Below are 15,341 nucleotides of genomic sequence, written 5' to 3' on the forward strand. Positions count from 1 at the left end.
TGGTGATAACGTACAATTGACCATTAATCTTCATGCGCCTATTGCGATGGACGAAGGTTTACGTTTCGCAATTCGGGAAGGTGGTCGTACTGTTGGTGCAGGTGTTGTTGCGAAAATCATCGAATAGTAAAGTTAAATTGTGTTGGCATGAATCATTAATTCATGCCAATTAATTTAGGCCAGTAGCTCAATTGGCAGAGTGGCGGTCTCCAAAACCGCAGGTTGGGGGTTCGATTCCCTCCTGGCCTGCCAACATACAAGTGAATATGAAAAGTTCGAACGAAAACCAAAGTAAGACTAAAAATATTTTCTCATGGATGGCTGTAGTTGTTGTAACTGCAGTGGCATTCTTTTGCACCTATTACTACACTTTTTCAGGCCCAATTTTGTCAATAATATGGCTCGTGTGGCTATTATTGGCTTTATTTTTTGGCTACATGACCTCTTCAGGTAAACAAGTATTTAAATTCGCTCAAGAGTCAAAAGTTGAATTGTTAAAGGTCGTTTGGCCAACTCGCCAAGAAACGATACAGACAACAACCATTGTTATTGTTATGGTTGCAGTGACTGGATTTATACTCTGGGGAGTCGATTCAGTGATGATGTGGGCAATTGCTAAAATAACGCATTTAGGGTGAATTCGGTGGAAGAACACAAATCGAAACAATGGTACGTTGTACATGCCTATTCAGGTTATGAGAATTTCGTTATGCGCGAAATCAAATCTCGAGCTCAACATCACAATTTAGATGATAAAATTGGTGAAGTTGTGGTTCCTTCAGAAGAAGTGGTTGAAATGCGCTCGGGTCAAAAGCGTAAAAGTACACGTAAGTTTTTTCCTGGCTATGTATTGGTAAACATGGTTATGGATGATCAAACATGGCATATGATAAGAGCGATCCCAAGAGTTCTAGGCTTTATTGGTGGAACAAGCCAAACGCCTACACCGATTACTGATAAAGAAGCTCGTGCAATTATGCAGCGTGTTGAAGATGGTGTTACTAAACCAAGACCTAAGATCCTATTTGAACCCGGTGAAGTGGTTCGAGTTAAGGAAGGTCCTTTTGTTGACTTTAATGGGGTAGTAGAAGAAGTCAACTATGAGAAAAATAGATTAAGAGTAGCCGTTTTGATTTTTGGACGATCTACTCCGGTAGAACTTGAATTTAGTCAAGTGGAAAAAACTTAGTTCGCTAAGGTGCCCTGATAACTCGTTTAAATAAAAAGTTTAAACAGGAGTTTTCGGGGTTATTTTGTGTAAAAAAAGGGGAGCCAGAAATTTACACGAAGAAAGTGATTCATGCTTTCTCGAAGACGCTGGCGCATGACCCATGAGGAGTAAATATGGCAAAAAAAGTAGAAGCATATATTAAGTTACAAATTCCAGCAGGTAAAGCAAATCCAAGTCCACCTGTAGGCCCAGCCTTGGGTCAGCGTGGTGTTAATATTATGGAATTTTGTAAAGCATTTAACGCAGCAACCCAACAAATGGAGCAAGGATTACCTACTCCAGTTGTAATTACTGTATATAGCGATCGTAGTTTTACCTTTATTACTAAAACTCCACCAGCTTCTGTTCTTCTGAAAAAAGCTGCAGGTATTCAAAGTGGAAGTGGTACACCCAATACTAAAAAAGTGGCCAAACTTAATGTCAAACAACTTGAGGAAATTGCGAAGATTAAAGAACCTGATTTAACTGCAGCAAGCTTAGCGGCAGCAGTTAGAAGTATTGCAGGTACTGCACGCAGTATGGGTATTGACGTTGAAGGTTTAGAGTAAGGGGGATGCCATGACAAGAGTATCTAAAAAGCAAAAGAAAATTATAGAGACAATTAAGTCAAATCATTTATATAGCGCGACAGAGGCAATTAACTTGTTAAAACAATTTGCTTCAACTAAATTTCGTGAAAGTTTAGATATAAGTGTTAATCTGGGTGTTGATCCTCGTAAATCCGATCAAGTTGTACGCTCGTCGACTAACTTACCTAAAGGTACAGGAAAAGTTGTACGCGTAGCTGTATTTGCACAAGGTGATAATGCTACTAAAGCTAAAAATGCTGGTGCTGATATTGTTGGATTTGAGGATTTGGCTGAGAAAATCAAAGGTGGCGCAATGGACTTCGATGTTGTTATTGCTACACCAGATGCTATGCGTATTGTCGGACAGCTAGGCCAGGTTTTAGGTCCTAGAGGTTTAATGCCAAATCCAAAAGTTGGCACGGTTACTACGAACGTTGAAGCAGCTGTGAACGATGCAAAATCTGGTCAAGTACGTTATAGAACTGACAAGAACGGTATTATTCATTGCACCGTCGGTAAAGTAGATTTTACTGCTGAAGACATCATTGAAAACATAGTTGCTTTAATTAATGATCTTAAAAAAGCAAAACCTGCTTCTGCTAAAGGTCAGTATTTAAAGAAAGTCTCTTTATCAACAACTATGGGTCCTGGTATAGCTATTGATATTTCATCAATACCTGTGTAATATAATCACCCATTTTTAAGAATTCACGGCATAGATTTGGTTCCATGCCGTCGAAGACCGCAGGTGCTAACGCTTAATTTCCTGCGCAGACGGTGAACCGGCTCCAATTTTAAAGAGACGGCCACCATAACTGGCAAATCCTTGTGATTTGTATAATTAGGAGGTCAGTAACGTGACATTAAATTTAGCTGAAAAAAAAGCTGTTGTTGAAGAAGTGACTGAGGTCGCCTCAAAGGCTATTTCGGCAGTTGTTGCTGATTATCGTGGTTTAACCGTTAATCAAATGACGCAGTTGCGTAGTGAAGCACGCAAGTCTGGTGTTTATCTTCGTGTTGTTAGAAATACATTAACACGAAGAGCTTTTAAAAATACTGAATTTGAGTGCTTGAATGACTTGCTTGTAGGCCCGTTGTTCATTGCATTATCACTGGAAGCACCTAGTGATGCAGCAAGACTACTTAAAGAATTCACTAAGACATTTGAAAAACTTGAGATTAAAGCATTATCCGTAGGCGGAAAAGTATATAAAGCAAATCAGATTGATGCTGTTGCTAGCTTACCGACTCGTGATGAGGCAATTGCCAAGTTGATGTACGTGATGAAAGCGCCAATTGAGAAATTTGTCAGAACTCTTGCTGAGCCACATGCTAAATTTGTGAGAACTTTAGCAGCAGTAAAAGATAAAAAAGCAGGTTAAATCTCATTTAATCATTAAATTAATTTTAAATCAGGAGCTAGAAATGGCTGTGTCAAAAAATGATATTTTAGAAACCATAGCAAATATGTCTGTTATGGAAGTTGTTGAGTTAATCGAAGCTATGGAAGAGAAATTCAACGTTTCTGCTGCCGCTGCTGCTGTTGCAGTTGCCGCTCCAGCTGCTAGTGGTGCTGCCGCTGCTGAAGAACAAACAGAGTTTACTGTTGTTATGAGCAGTTTCGGTGCAAACAAAGTTAACGTAATTAAAGCAGTTCGTGGTATTACTGGTCTTGGCTTGAAAGAAGCTAAAGACTTAGTAGAAGGTGCTCCTTCAACAATTAAAGAAGGTGTATCTAAAGATGAAGCTGCTAACATCAAGAAAGAACTTGAAGAAGCTGGTGCTTCAGTAGAAGTTAAATAATAAAGTTATATCAGTGAGATAGGACCCAGCCATGGTTTCATGGCTGGGTTTACGTGTTTGAAGTCATCAATAATTTACAGAGGAAACACCATGGCCGTTGCAGAAGCTAAACCTCAATATTCGCATGCTGAGAAAAAACGATTTCGCAAAAGCTTTGGTAAGCAGGCCGATAAAATGGCAATACCAAATCTGCTTGAAATTCAACTTAAATCCTATAGGGATTTTCTTCAGGCTGATAGCAAGTCAAATGAACAATTTAATACAGGATTACATGCTGCATTTTCTTCTGTATTTCCGATTGAAAGCTTTTCTGGCAATGCACGATTAGAATATGTTGGTTATAAGTTAGGTGAACCAGCGTTTGATGTTCGTGAATGCAAATTAAGAGGCTTAACCTATTCTGCACCGTTAAGGGTTAAAATCAGACTTGTTGTTCTAGATAAGGACGCAAGCGAAGATCCAAAGCCTATCAAAGATATCAGAGAACAAGATGTCTTTATGGGTGAAATACCTTTAATGACTGATGTTGGTACATTTGTTGTAAATGGTACCGAGAGAGTTGTTGTCTCTCAATTACATCGATCTCCGGGTGTGATATTTGAGCATGATAAAGGTAAAACCCATTCATCTGGTAAACTATTGTATTCCGCACGTATTATACCCTACCGTGGGTCATGGTTGGACTTTGAATTTGATCCAAAAGACTGTGTTTATGTCCGAATTGATAGAAGACGTAAATTACCCGTAAGTATTTTATTAAGAGCCTTAGGATATGAAACAGAAGATATCTTAAATGAGTTCTTTGAAATGACAAGCTGTCATCTTAAAAATGGTGAATACCATATTGATTTAATTCCTCAACGACTACGAGGTGAAATTGCGTCGTTTGATATTCTCGTTCCTGAAACAGGCGAGCTTATTGTAGAACAAGGTAGAAGAATTACTGCACGCCATATTAAACAAATGGAAAAAGCTCAGATGAAAGATCTGGTTGTTCCACGTGATTATTTAATAGGCAAAACACTGGCTAAAAATATCATAGATACTTCTACCGGTGAATTTATCGCACAAGCAAATGATGAAGTAACTGATGAGACCCTCGATTTAATGGCTTCCAATGGAATTCATGAATTTGACATGATTTATACTAATGATTTGGATCATGGTTCTTATATATCAGATACATTGAAAATTGATCCTACCTCAAGTCAGTTGGAGGCACTTGTTGAAATTTATCGTATGATGAGACCAGGTGAGCCACCAACTAAAGAAGCAGCTGAAGCTCTGTTTAAAAACTTATTCTTTGTTGATGAGCGCTATGATTTATCAGCTGTTGGTAGAATGAAATTTAATCGACGCGTAGGCAGAAAAAATGATGATGGCCCAGGCACTTTGACTAAAGAAGACATAATGGCTGTTATCAAGACATTGATCGATATAAGAAACGGTATTGGTATGGTGGATGATATTGACCACCTAGGTAACCGAAGGGTTCGTAGTGTTGGTGAAATGACAGAGAACCAATTTAGGGTCGGTCTTGTACGTGTTGAACGAGCTGTTAAAGAACGCTTAAGTTTGGTTGAATCTGAAAATCTGATGCCACAAGATTTAATCAATGCAAAACCCGTTTCTGCTGCGATTAAAGAATTCTTTGGCTCAAGCCAATTATCACAGTTTATGGATCAAGTTAATCCATTATCCGGTGTGACACACAAACGTAGGGTTTCTGCACTGGGTCCAGGTGGTTTAACACGTGAGCGAGCTGGTTTTGAAGTTCGTGACGTTCATACCACACACTATGGACGTGTTTGTCCTATTGAAACACCAGAAGGTCCAAATATTGGTTTGATTAATTCATTATCTGTTTATGCAAGAACAAATGATTATGGATTTATTGAAACTCCATGCCGTAAAGTAATTAATGGTCGTGTGACGGATGATATTGAATATTTATCAGCAATTGAAGAAGTTGATCAGTATATTGCGCAATCGAGCGTGGCTCTTGATAAAGACGGAAATATTCTTGCAGATCTCGTTCCATGTAGACATCAAAATGAGTTTTCATTAACAACACCAGATAACATTAACTACATGGATATTTCACCCAAGCAGATCGTTTCTGTAGCTGCTTCGCTAATTCCATTCTTGGAGCATGATGATGCGAACCGTGCTTTGATGGGTTCAAACATGCAACGACAAGCAGTCCCTACTTTACGTTCTGAAAAACCCCTAGTAGGCACAGGAATGGAACGTATTGTTGCTTCTGATTCTGGGGTTTCCGTAGTGGCAAAACGCGGCGGTGTAATTGATCTTGTGGATGCATCACGTATTGTTGTTCGAGTGAATGATGACGAGACTACTGCTGGTGAAACGGGTGTTGATATTTACAACCTGACTAAGTACTTTCGTTCAAACCAGGATACATGTATCAATCAACGTCCAATAGTTAATACTGGCGATATGATTCAAAAAGGAGACATCTTAGCTGATGGTCCTTGCACTGATATGGGTGAACTAGCCCTAGGCCAAAATTTATTGGTCGCTTTTATGCCTTGGAATGGATATAACTTTGAGGACTCCATCCTTATCTCAGAACGTATTGTACAAGATGATCGATTCACAACGATTCACATCGAAGAGTTAACTTGTATTGCGCGTGATACTAAATTAGGTACTGAAGAAATTACCGCCGATATTCCAAATGTTGGTGAATCAGCACTTTCAAACTTAGATGAAGCTGGGGTAGTTTATATCGGCGCTGAAGTTAAGGCAGGCGATATTCTGGTCGGAAAAGTTACTCCTAAAGGCGAGACACAGCTTACTCCTGAAGAGAAGTTGTTGCGTGCAATTTTTGGTGAAAAAGCTTCGGATGTTAAAGATTCTTCATTACGCGTTCCATCAGGAATGAATGGTACTGTTATTGATGTTCAAGTATTTACGCGTGATGGCTTAGAAAAAGATGCGCGTGCGAAAAGCATTGAAGAAGAGCATTTAGCTCGAGTTCGTAAGGACTTAGTTGATGAGCGACGTATTCGTGAAGAAGATATTTACCATCGTGTAGCCAACATTGTACTCGATAAGGTCGCAACAGGTGGTCCAGGAAATCTGAAACCAGGTTCCAAAATTAATCAAGACTACCTGGATAAAATAGGTAGAGAAAAATGGTTTGATATTCGGCTCGAAAACGATGTAATCAGCCAGCAATTAGAACAACTTTCAAAACAGCTTGAACTGTTGTCTAAAGAAATGGAAAAGCGTTTCAATGATAGTCGAAAGAAAATAATTCAGGGGGATGATTTAGCTCCTGGTGTATTAAAAATTGTTAAAGTATATCTTGCTGTGAAGAGACGTATTCAGCCAGGTGATAAAATGGCTGGTCGACATGGAAACAAAGGGGTTATCTCTATTGTGGTTCCGGTTGAAGACATGCCGCATATGGAAGATGGAACAGCTGTAGATATCGTTCTTAATCCATTAGGCGTACCTTCACGTATGAATATTGGACAAGTATTAGAAACCCATCTTGGTTTAGCTGCAAAAGGCTTAGGAAATAAAATTGCTCAGATGCTTGATTCAAAACAAAATGCAACTGAAATCAAATCCTTTTTGCATAAGATATACAACCATGATGATGTACAAAGAGTACATCTAGATTGTCTGAATGATGAAGAGCTATTCAGATTGGCAGATAATCTACGAGCTGGTGTACCGATGGCAACACCTGTTTTTGATGGTGCTTCTGAAGAAGAAATAAAACGCATGCTACAACTGGCAGATTTGTCTTCTGATGGTAAAACCTTCTTGATTGATGGTAGGACTGGAAGCAAATTTGATAACCCAGTAACGGTAGGTTACATGTATATGTTGAAACTAAACCATTTAGTTGATGATAAGATGCATGCTCGTTCAACTGGTTCATACAGCCTGGTAACGCAACAACCACTTGGCGGTAAAGCACAGTTTGGGGGTCAGCGCTTTGGGGAGATGGAGGTATGGGCTCTCGAAGCTTATGGTGCAGCTTATACATTACAGGAAATGTTGACTGTGAAATCAGATGACGTTGGAGGTAGAACAAAAATCTACAAAAATATTGTCGATGGCGATCATCGTATGGATCCAGGAATGCCTGAATCTTTCAACGTATTATTGAAAGAAATTCGTGCGCTTGGAATAGATATCGAACTCGAACACGATTAACTTTTTCAGCGATACTGATTAACAAATTTTTGGAGGCATAGACTTGAGTACTCTAAACGACGATCCAATGAATGAACCAATGAGAAAAGCACCTGTAATGAGCGATTTGCTCGGCATCCTTAAGCAACAGGGACAAAGTGAAGAGTTTGACGCAATTAAAATTGCGTTAGCCTCTCCTGAACTAATTCGTTCATGGTCATATGGTGAAGTAAAAAAACCAGAAACAATTAATTATCGTACATTTAAACCGGAGCGGGATGGTTTATTTTGTGCCAAAACATTTGGTCCAGTAAAAGATTATGAGTGCCTATGTGGTAAATATAAGCGACTCAAACATCGAGGCGTTATCTGCGAAAAATGCGGTGTTGAACTTGCACTGGCAAAAGTACGTCGTGAACGCATGGGACATATTGAACTTGCAAGCCCCGTAGCACACATCTGGTTCTTGAAGTCATTACCTTCCCGAATTGGTTTATTACTTGATATGACGTTACGAGACATTGAGCGTGTACTTTATTTTGAAGCGTTTGTTGTCGTCGATCCGGGAATGACAGAGCTTGAGCGTGGCCAGTTGCTGAATGATGAAGTATATCTTGATGCAATGGAACAGTATGGTGATGAATTTGACGCACGAATGGGTGCTGAAGCTATCCGCGATTTACTTCGTCAAGTTGATTTGGAAGAAGAAATCAAGAGTTTGCGTGAAGAGTTACCCACTACAAGTTCTGAAACAAAAATTAAGAAAATCACGAAGAGATTAAAGCTGCTTGAAGCATTCTATGATTCTGGCAATAAGCCAGAGTGGATGATCATGGATGTATTACCAGTTCTACCACCTGATTTAAGACCTTTGGTTCCTTTAGATGGTGGTCGTTTTGCGACATCTGATTTGAATGACTTGTATCGACGTGTTATTAACCGAAACAACCGTTTGAAGCGTCTTCTTGATTTGAATGCGCCCGATATTATTGTGCGTAATGAAAAGAGAATGTTACAGGAATCAGTTGATGCGCTGCTGGATAACGGGCGTCGTGGTCGTGCGATTACGGGTACAAATAAGAGACCACTCAAATCTTTAGCAGATATGATTAAAGGGAAGCAAGGTCGTTTCCGCCAAAACCTGTTAGGTAAGCGTGTAGACTATTCCGGACGTTCAGTAATTGTGGTTGGTCCGACTTTGAAGCTGCATCAGTGTGGTCTTCCAAAGAAAATGGCCCTTGAATTATTTAAACCATTCATATTCAGCAAACTTGAGTTTAGAGGTTTAGCTACAACAATTAAAGCTGCCAAAAAAATGGTAGAGCGTGAAGAGTCTGTTGTTTGGGATATTTTAGATGATGTTATTCGTGAGCATCCAATCCTGCTAAACCGAGCGCCTACATTACATAGGCTAGGTATTCAGGCATTTGAACCTGTGTTGATTGAAGGTAAAGCGATACAACTGCATCCTTTAGTTTGTACTGCATATAACGCAGACTTCGACGGTGACCAAATGGCGGTTCACGTACCGTTAACTTTGGAAGCGCAATTAGAAGCTCGCTCGTTAATGATGTCTACCAACAATATTCTATCGCCTGCGAGTGGTGAACCGATTATCGTTCCCAGCCAAGACGTTGTACTTGGGTTATATTATTTAACCCGAGAAAAAGTTAATGCTTTAGGTGAAGGGAAGATTTTTGTCAGTGCCCAGGAAGCTCAGAATTTTTATGAGTCAGGGCATCTTGATATCCATGCAAAAATTAAAATCCGCATGCCTAAGGACGACGGAGAAGGACATCATCTGGTAGAAACTACAGTTGGTCGAGCTATTCTTGCCGAGATTCTGCCTAAGGGTATGACTTTTGCAACAATAAACCGTACCATGACCAAGAAAGTAATTTCGAAGGTTATTGATAGTTGCTATAGAAATTTTGGTTTGAAAGAAACTGTAATTTTTGCAGATAAGCTAATGTATACTGGCTTTAAATATGCGACACGTTCTGGTATATCAATTGGTATTGAAGACATGGAAATACCTGATGATAAAGCCAGCATTATTGACCATGCTGATAATGAAGTTCGTGAAATTGAATCCCAATTCCGTTCAGGCTTGGTAACCAATGGTGAGCGTTACAACAAAGTAATTGATATTTGGTCTAGAACCAACGAATTAGTTGCTAAATCTATGATGAGCAAAATAGCAACCGAAGAAACTCGTGATGCAAAAGGTGATCTCGTCAGGCAAGAATCATTCAACCCAATCTTCATGATGGCTGATTCAGGCGCTAGGGGTTCTGCAGCGCAAATCAGACAGCTTGCCGGTATGCGTGGATTGATGGCTGCTCCAGATGGCTCGATTATTGAAACGCCAATTACCGCTAACTTCCGTGAAGGCTTGAACGTATTCCAGTACTTTATTTCAACTCACGGTGCGAGAAAAGGTCTGGCAGATACTGCGTTAAAAACAGCTAACTCCGGTTACTTGACACGGCGTTTAGTTGATGTGGCGCAAGACGTGGTGATTACTGAAGACGATTGTGGTGTTGATACCGGTGTTCTAATGCAACCTCTGATTGAAGGCGGCGATATCGTTGAGCCTTTACATGAGCGGGTATTAGGACGAGTAGTTGCTTCAGATGTTTATATTCCCAACCAAAGTGAGCCTGTGGTTACTGCAGGAACATTATTGGATGAAGAGTGGGTTGAAAAACTCGAAAAACAAGGAGTGGACCAAATCATGGTTCGCTCACCGATTACTTGTCAAACTCGATTTGGATTATGTGCTAAGTGCTATGGTCGTGATTTGGCAAGAGGTCACCTTGTTAATACTGGTGAAGCTGTAGGTATTATTGCTGCTCAATCAATTGGTGAGCCTGGAACGCAGTTGACAATGCGTACCTTCCATATTGGGGGGGCTGCATCGAGAGCAACAGCAGCAAATAATATTCAGATTAAAACTAAAGGGGTTATTCGTTTACATAACATTAAAACAGTAACGCATGAAAATAAAAATCTGGTTGCTGTGTCACGTTCCGGTGAGGTAACGATCGTTGATGAGTTCGGACGTGAGCGTGAGCGTTATAAGCTACCCTATGGTGCAGTAATTTCAGTGCAAGATAATTCACCTGTGGAAGCTGGACAAGTTATTGCTACTTGGGATCCACATACTCACCCAGTTATTTCTGAGGTAAGTGGTTATTTGAAATTTGTCGATTTAATCGATGGTATTACGATGAACCGACAAACTGATGAATTAACCGGTTTGAGTAACATTGTAGTTATCGATGCAAAACAACGCAGTGCCGCAGGTCGTGATTTACGTCCAATGGTAAAATTAGTAACTGAAAATGGCGAAGATATTTATCTTGCTGGTACTAATGTCCCTGCCCAATACTATCTGCCTGTAGACGCGATTGTTAACTTTGAAGATGGTAGCCATGTGGGAATCGGGGATGTTATTGCACGTATCCCTCAAGAGCGTTCCAAAACTCGCGATATTACAGGGGGTCTGCCAAGAGTAGCTGATTTATTTGAGGCGCGTAAACCTAAAGACTCAGCAGTTATGGCTGAAGTTTCGGGGATGGTTAGTTTTGGTAAGGAGACAAAGGGTAAGAGGAGATTGATTATAAATGTTTCCGAAGATCAATGTCATGAAGAATTGATACCCAAATGGAGACATATTTCTGTCTTCGAAGGCGAGCATGTTGAACGCGGTGAGATTATCGCTGAAGGTGCGCTCAACCCACATGATATATTACGTCTGCTGGGTGTAGGTGCATTAGCGAATTACATCGTAAATGAAGTACAAGATGTCTATCGCTTACAAGGTGTAAAAATTAATGACAAGCATATTGAAGTAATCGTACGACAAATGCTACGTAAACGAGTTATTACTTTTGCTGGGGATTCAAAATTCTTGGTAGGTGAGCAAGTAGAAGAAAGCGTCTTATTACAAGAAAATGACAAACTTATTGCTGAAGAGAAACAAACAGCTAGAGGCACACCTATATTGCTAGGTATTACAAAAGCTTCCTTAGCAACTGAGTCATTTATTTCTGCTGCTTCGTTCCAAGAAACAACAAGAGTACTAACTGAAGCTGCTGTAAGTGGTAAAATTGATGATTTACGTGGATTAAAAGAAAACGTGATGGTTGGACGCTTGATTCCTGCGGGAACAGGTTATGCATATCATCAAGGCCGTAAGGCAAAAAGAGCTAAGGCTGCAGCCGGTGAGCACCCAGTGCATACTGTTACTGCGAGTGATGTTGAGCATGCGTTAAGTGAAGCATTAAACGCAGACAATCAAGAACACTAGTTCGGATTCGAAAAACGGCAGATTAAACTTGACAAATCTGCCGTGGCTATATAGAATCCGGCCTCCTTATGCATTCGAAATAATCAAAAGAGACAGATCGGAGTTAAGTATAAATGGCTACTATTAATCAGTTAGTAAGAAAGCCTCGTGTGGACGTAAAGAAGAAAAGTAACGTGCCAGCGCTGGAATCATGTCCACAAAGACGCGGTGTGTGTACACGCGTTTACACTACTACACCTAAAAAACCTAACTCAGCTATGCGTAAGGTTGCCCGTGTACGTTTAACCAATGGATTTGAAGTTTCATCATATATAGGTGGAGAAGGCCATAACCTTCAGGAACACTCAGTTGTTCTTATTAGAGGTGGTCGTGTTAAAGATTTACCTGGTGTGCGTTATCACACTGTAAGAGGTAGCTTGGATACATCAGGTGTTAATGATCGTAAACAAGGTCGTTCGAAATACGGTACTAAAAAACCAAAAGATAAAAAATAACTGATTGTAGGAAATTGAAATGCCTAGAAGAAGAGAAGTCCCCAAAAGAGAAATTTTGCCAGATCCTAAGCATCATAGTGAATTGCTAGCAAAATTTATTAACGTGTTAATGGTCAGTGGTAAAAAATCTACTGCTGAAAAAATAATATACGGTGCTTTATCAGTTTTAGAAGAGCGCGTAAAGAAGCTTAAGAAAGCAGATGAGGAAGAAGGTGAATCAGGTTCTGCAAGTGGTTCAGCAACTGTTCTTCGCTACTTTGAAAATGCTTTAGATAATGTTCGCCCAAGCGTAGAAGTTCGTTCGCGACGAGTTGGTGGTGCTACCTACCAAGTTCCTGTTGAAGTAAGAACAGATCGTAGTATTGCTTTGGGAATGCGCTGGATTGTTCAAGCTGCACGTACTCGTGGTGAAAAAGGTATGATGTTACGCTTGGCTGGGGAACTGATGGATGCCTACGAAAGTAAAGGTTCCGCAGTGAAGAAACGCGAAGATACACATAAGATGGCAAAAGCCAACCAGGCGTTTGCGCATTTTAGATGGAACTAAGAGAGAGGGTAATCCGTGTCCACTCCATTGAAGCTATATAGAAATATAGGGATTGCAGCGCACGTTGATGCTGGAAAAACCACCACAACAGAGCGTGTACTGTACTATACTGGTATGTCTCATAAAATTGGTGAAGTTCATGACGGTGCTGCAACAATGGACTGGATGGTTCAGGAGCAAGAGCGCGGTATTACCATTACATCAGCAGCAACAACGTGCTACTGGGCTGGTATGGATAAACAATTCGAACCTCACCGTATCAATATTATTGATACCCCAGGACACGTTGATTTCATGATTGAAGTTGAGCGCTCACTACGCGTGCTCGACGGTGCTGTTGTTGTGTTCGACTCAGTATCTGGTGTGGAGCCACAATCAGAAACTGTTTGGCGACAAGCAAACAAGTATGGTGTGCCACGCATCGTGTTTGTTAATAAGATGGATAGAATGGGTGCAAACTTCCTTCGTGTAGTGAGCCAAATTAAACAAAGATTGGGTTCAAATCCCATCGTTGTCCAACTTCCTATTGGTGCGGAAGAAGAGTTTAAAGGTGTTATTGACCTTATTAAAATGAAGGCAATTCATTGGGATGAAGAAAATAAAGGTATGACGTTCCAATATAAAGACGTACCTGCAGATCTCAAAGAACATTGTGAAGAATATCGCGCTCTACTTGTTGAGGCTGCTGCAGAAGCAACCGAAGAGCTCATGGAAAAATATCTTGAAGGTGTGGAACTTACCGAAGAAGAGATAAAAAAAGCATTGCGACAATTAACCATAAGCAACCAAATTGTACCAGTCTTTTGTGGTTCAGCCTTTAAAAACAAAGGGGTTCAAGCAGTTTTGGATGGTGTAATTGAGTATCTGCCTTCTCCAACAGATATCCCTGATGTTCAAGGTGTAGATGAAGATGGCGAGCCAGCTTCTCGCAAAACAAGTTATGATGCACCATTTTCAGCTTTAGCATTTAAAATTGCGACTGACCCATTTGTTGGAACTTTAACCTACTTTAGAGCATACTCAGGTGTTTTAAAAAGCGGTGATACAGTTTACAACTCGGTTAAAGCAAAGAGAGAGCGTATAGGTCGTTTGTTGCAGATGCATGCCAACTCACGCGAAGAAATTAAAGAAGTAAAGGCAGGCGATATTGCTGCCGCTGTTGGGTTAAAAACAGTAACAACAGGGGATACCCTATGCGATACTGAGAGTGTTGTCATATTAGAAAGAATGGACTTTCCAGATCCTGTAATCGCAGTTGCTGTTGAACCAAAAACTAAAGCAGACCAGGAAAAAATGGGTATTGCTCTTGGTAAATTAGCACAAGAAGACCCATCATTCAGAGTTCATACAGATGAGGAATCAGGCCAAACGATTATTGAAGGTATGGGTGAGCTTCATCTAGAAATTATTGTTGACCGCATGAAACGTGAGTTTAATGTGGAAGCCAATGTAGGTAAGCCTCAAGTTGCTTATCGTGAAACACTGAAACAAAAAGTGGAACAAGAAGGTAAATTTGTTAGACAATCTGGTGGACGCGGTCAATTTGGACATGTTTGGTTGAAAATTGAACCACAAGAACCTGGAAAAGGTTATGAGTTTATCAATGAAATTGTTGGCGGTGTTATTCCGAAAGAATACATCCCAGCTGTTGATAAAGGGGTTCAAGAACAAATGCAAAATGGTGTTATTGCTGGATATCCTGTAGTGGACGTTAAAGTAACTTTATTTGATGGTTCATTCCATGAAGTGGATTCTAGTGAAATGGCATTCAAAATTGCTGGCTCTATGGGTTTCAAACAAGGTGCATTAAAAGCCAAACCAGTTTTACTTGAACCAATCATGAGTGTTGAAGTAGTTACTCCTGAAGACTATATGGGCGATGTTATGGGTGACCTTAATAGACGCCGTGGTCTTGTACAAGGAATGGAGGATTCACCAGCAGGAAAAATTGTTAGGGCTGAAGTACCACTCGCAGAGATGTTTGGTTATTCGACCGATTTGCGTTCTGCTACCCAGGGAAGAGCAACATATACTATGGAATTTTCTAAGTATGCTGAAGCTCCAAATAACATTGCTGAAGCAATTATTAAGAAACAATAAAAAGTTAAAACGAGGTTATTGAAATGGCGAAGGAAAAATTTGAACGTAAGAAGCCACACGTAAATGTGGGCACGATTGGTCACGTAGACCATGGTAAGACTACATT

General features: G+C 40.2%; 13 protein-coding genes and 1 tRNA gene. All 14 read left to right on the forward strand.

The features are described 5' to 3' along the window. The coding region (locus Lani_RS19760; protein ID WP_476630060.1) for an EF-Tu C-terminal domain-related protein at positions 1–127 on the forward strand (127 nt) is incomplete at its 5' end. A 49-nt stretch (positions 128–176) separates the two neighbouring features. Continuing rightward, positions 177–252, forward strand: a tRNA-Trp gene (locus Lani_RS12150). A gap of 14 nt (positions 253–266) precedes the next feature. Then, entirely contained in the window at positions 267–638 is a 372-nt protein-coding gene (gene secE, locus Lani_RS12155) for a preprotein translocase subunit SecE (protein ID WP_019233351.1), read from the forward strand. A gap of 5 nt (positions 639–643) precedes the next feature. After that, positions 644–1,189, forward strand: a complete 546-nt coding sequence (nusG, locus tag Lani_RS12160; protein WP_019233352.1) for a transcription termination/antitermination protein NusG — start codon at positions 644–646, stop codon at positions 1,187–1,189. Positions 1,190–1,344: 155 nt separating this feature from the next. Further along, complete coding sequence (rplK, locus tag Lani_RS12165; protein ID WP_010654844.1) at positions 1,345–1,779, forward strand: 50S ribosomal protein L11; 435 nt, start codon at positions 1,345–1,347, stop codon at positions 1,777–1,779. A gap of 10 nt (positions 1,780–1,789) precedes the next feature. Next, positions 1,790–2,485, forward strand: a complete 696-nt coding sequence (gene rplA / locus Lani_RS12170) for a 50S ribosomal protein L1 (RefSeq protein ID WP_019233353.1) — start codon at positions 1,790–1,792, stop codon at positions 2,483–2,485. A gap of 172 nt (positions 2,486–2,657) precedes the next feature. Beyond that, positions 2,658–3,182 (forward strand): 50S ribosomal protein L10, encoded by a 525-nt coding sequence (gene rplJ, locus Lani_RS12175; protein ID WP_019233354.1) that lies wholly within the window; start codon positions 2,658–2,660, stop codon positions 3,180–3,182. Positions 3,183–3,225: 43 nt separating this feature from the next. Then, entirely contained in the window at positions 3,226–3,603 is a 378-nt protein-coding gene (gene rplL, locus Lani_RS12180; RefSeq protein ID WP_019233355.1) for a 50S ribosomal protein L7/L12, read from the forward strand. A gap of 90 nt (positions 3,604–3,693) precedes the next feature. Beyond that, a complete protein-coding gene (gene rpoB / locus Lani_RS12185) occupies positions 3,694–7,800 on the forward strand; it encodes a DNA-directed RNA polymerase subunit beta (RefSeq protein WP_019233356.1) in 4,107 nt (1,368 codons plus the stop codon). Positions 7,801–7,897: 97 nt separating this feature from the next. Further along, a complete protein-coding gene (gene rpoC, locus Lani_RS12190; RefSeq protein ID WP_040522525.1) occupies positions 7,898–12,094 on the forward strand; it encodes a DNA-directed RNA polymerase subunit beta' in 4,197 nt (1,398 codons plus the stop codon). Positions 12,095–12,207: 113 nt separating this feature from the next. Then, the gene (rpsL, locus tag Lani_RS12195; protein ID WP_010654837.1) at positions 12,208–12,588 is read left to right on the forward strand and encodes a 30S ribosomal protein S12; all 381 of its coding nucleotides are present in this window, start codon (positions 12,208–12,210) and stop codon (positions 12,586–12,588) included. A gap of 19 nt (positions 12,589–12,607) precedes the next feature. Continuing rightward, positions 12,608–13,135: a 30S ribosomal protein S7 gene (rpsG, locus tag Lani_RS12200; protein WP_019233358.1), complete on the forward strand. Its 528-nt coding sequence runs from the start codon at positions 12,608–12,610 to the stop codon at positions 13,133–13,135. A gap of 15 nt (positions 13,136–13,150) precedes the next feature. Continuing rightward, the gene (gene fusA / locus Lani_RS12205) at positions 13,151–15,235 is read left to right on the forward strand and encodes an elongation factor G (protein WP_019233359.1); all 2,085 of its coding nucleotides are present in this window, start codon (positions 13,151–13,153) and stop codon (positions 15,233–15,235) included. A 23-nt stretch (positions 15,236–15,258) separates the two neighbouring features. Then, on the forward strand, positions 15,259–15,341 hold an 83-nt coding region (locus tag Lani_RS21265; protein ID WP_080443269.1), incomplete at its 3' end, for an elongation factor Tu.

The organism is Legionella anisa, from assembly GCF_001467525.1.
GTDB classification, from domain to species: Bacteria; Pseudomonadota; Gammaproteobacteria; order Legionellales; family Legionellaceae; genus Legionella; species Legionella anisa.